Source organism: Streptomyces sp. NPDC054796, from assembly GCF_053611545.1.
Map to the genome: position 1 here is coordinate 1 of NZ_JBSHAO010000137.1, position 3,055 is coordinate 3,055.

The window sequence follows — 3,055 nt, forward strand, 5'->3', positions numbered from 1 at the left end:
GTCGGTTCCTGTGCGGGCGGGGAGGGGCTGCAGGTGAGCGGGCGCACGACGATGTGGAGTGCGGCCGACGAGCCGTGGGTCGACGTGGTCGACGACCACGGTCGGTTTCGGAGCCTGTCGGCCGGAGCGGTCCTGGAGCAGGCCCGCCGCATCCGCCTGGCCAGCCCGGACCCGTTGTTGAGAGCGGCGACGGCACGGCTGCTGACCGCGTTGTGCTACGCGGCCGGCCTGGCGCCGAGCACGCACGAGCAATACCTCGAACAGGTGACCGGCGGCGTCGTCCTCGACCCGGCAGCCGCCTGGGTCCGCGCCCACGCCCGCGACCTCGACCTGTTCCATCCCGACCAGCCACTGTTCCAGGACGCGGCCCTGCATGAGATCCGCGAGGTGCACGGGACGCGGCTGCCGGTGCTGACCCTGGATCACGCCGCAGCAACGAGCCGGTCCTTGCTGTCGGATGACCGTCATGCCCATGTGCCAGCCGCGGTGCCAGCCGCCCGGGCTTTCCAGTTACTGCTGGTCCAGCAGATGTGGGCGACCGGCGGGAAGATACCCATTCCGGACACCGTCTACGGCGCCCGAGGCAGTTTCGGACGTCCCGCTGCCGCAACGGGAAGCATGGTGTGGTGGCCCTCCGGCACGGTCGCCGAGCTGCTTGCCTGGCGCCTGCTCCCCGTCCCGAAGGGCCTGGGGTCGGCCAGCTGGACGTACCGGCTGCGCGGGAGCGCAGGTGCCGAGTGCACCCCGGACGGTGAACTGGGCGCCCTGACCTGGCACGAGCGGCGTGTGCTGCTGCTGCCCGATGCCGACGGGCTGGTGCGCGAGGTGCTGTTCGCGCAGGGCTGGCGCCGGATGAAGGATTCCGGGGCCGCCCACCTTCGGCCGGGGTGCCGCGACCTGGTCACCACGGAGAGCGGGAAACCCGTGCCCGCGCAGGCTGTCAGGGGCGAAGACGATCTGATCGCGCCACTCATGCACTGGTGGAAGGCACCGGAGGAAAGCTGGGCCGCCACCGTACGGCGCGCCGCCGCGCAGACCGGCCGCGCGCCCGACGTCACGGTCGTCGGCCTCGGAGTCGAGAGTCACACGAAGATCTGCTTTCAGCGTGAACTCACGCTGCCCGCCTCCTTACTGACCGACGAGCGGACCGCACAGGCGGCCCGCTCCGTCTTCCGGTTCCGCGTACGCGCCAAGGAGGCTGCCTCGCCGCGCACGGCCCGAGACACCCTGCTGGCGCCCGGCCTCGGGAGCCACCTCGTCCACCAGGAGCCGTTTTTGAACTCCGACATCCCCGGCCAGGAGGCGACCCTCTTCTCTCTGGCCCGTCCCGGCCCTGGCCAGAACCTCGCCTGGTACGGCGACAAGACGGCCGCCCTCGCGGCATGGTCCCTACGCTCCCGGCCACAAGAGCAGCCTCGGGACGAGCAGAAGGAGCCCGGTGTGGCAGAGACCTCTCCCCAGACCCCCGAGGAGGACGCACCCGGCGCCCTCTTCTCGTGGCCGGAGGAACTGGAGGAACCGGACGACGATGGTCTGTTCGCGACCGGGGACGGCCCGCCTTCCGGGGCGGACTGGGATGCGGGGGAGGCGGATGCCGACGATCCGTGCCGCGTCCTGGTCACGCGCCTGTTCGGCTGGGCCGCGAGCCCGCATCAGCGGGAAGTCATGAGCCAGTTGACGCGCTGGACGGCCCTGCCGGACATCAGCAACCCGGCCATCGACCGCGTCACCTTCGACCTGCCCGCGGACATGCACGAGGCCGCTCTGCTCACGGCGGGCCTGTTCGCCACACACCGCCAGTTCAACCCTCGCACCCCGCTCTACGGGCCCGCCCCTCTGCCGCGACTGGCTCGCCGGCTGGGCTTCAACGGCAAATACGGTCCTTCCCATCCGGCAACGCACGTCGCGCTGCGGCTGGTGCTGAACACCCGTCACATCACGCCGCTGCGGGCCCGTCTCTCGCCGCTACTACGCCAGATGGCCGACCAGAACCTGACCCCGAACTGGTTCAGCCTCTTCACGGACCTCACGCACTGGGACCAAGCACGGCCCCGGTGGGCCGAGCTCTTCTACACCAGCGTGCCGGTCTCCTCCCCGCACCTCTCGCCCGCCCCTGCCCGCATTGCCAAGGACACCACCTCATGAACGCCACGACCGCCACCGACCTGGCCCCCGACCCGGAGGCCGCCCGCGCCCAGATCATCGACACCACGAGCGCGCCCGGACCGTTCGTCGCCGTGCACAGCCTGACCCCGCTGCATGCGGTCAACCTCAATCAGGACATGTTCCACATGCCCAAACAGGGGCTCTGGGGCGGCGTCGAGCGCATGCGGGTCTCCTCCCAGTCCCTCGCACGGGCCGCCCGGATCTGGGTCATCGAACACGCCGAGAAGAGCCGGCCCACCGCCGTCCGCAGCCGGCTTCTGCCCCAGCAGACCGCGCGCCGCCTGGAGGAGATGGGCATCGATGCCGCGGACGCGGTTCCCGCCGCCGCCCTCATCGTGGCCGCCGCCGGTGTGGCCATCTCCCAGACCAACCCCGACCGGACCCGGACGGTGTCCCTCGTCCCGGCCGACGCCCCCGACCGCCTGGCCGACGTCATCCTCGCCCACTGGGAGGAACTGACCGAACAGCGCGCGGCGATGGAAGAGGTCATCGCTCAGGCTCTACGGGGCAAGATTCCCCGGAAGTCCAAGGGCGAGAAGGCCGTCAACCCGGCGGCCTCAGTTCCCGAGGAGGTCATCGCCGCCGCCCGCCGCGCTTTCGACCCCTCCTTGATCGACTCGATCGCCCTGTTCGGCCGGATGCTGACCGAACTGCCCGACGGCACGATTCCCTCCAGCGTGCAGATCGCGCACGCTCTCAGCGTCGATCCCATGAACCCGGTCATCGACGACTTCACCGTCCACGACGACTGGCAGGACCACGGCGTCTTCGGCTCCGCCCACATCGGCCAGCAGTACCTGGCCTCTGGAACCCTCTACCGTTTCGCGGCGCTCGACCGGCGCGAGCTGCGACCCAACCTCGCCCGCAGCGGCGCCGGCCCGCAGATGAC

Annotated in this window: 2 protein-coding genes; both read left to right on the forward strand. The window is 70.8% G+C overall.

Annotation, left to right across the window (positions count from 1 at the left end; translation table 11 throughout):
- Window positions 1–2,145, forward strand: a 2,145-nt coding sequence (locus tag ACWGJ2_RS40120) for a type I-E CRISPR-associated protein Cse1/CasA (protein ID WP_453351360.1), incomplete at its 5' end; no start/stop codon positions are given.
- Window positions 2,142–3,055, forward strand: a 914-nt coding sequence (locus ACWGJ2_RS40125; RefSeq protein WP_453351361.1) for a type I-E CRISPR-associated protein Cas7/Cse4/CasC, incomplete at its 3' end; no start/stop codon positions are given. The genes ACWGJ2_RS40120 and ACWGJ2_RS40125, both read left to right, overlap by 4 nt.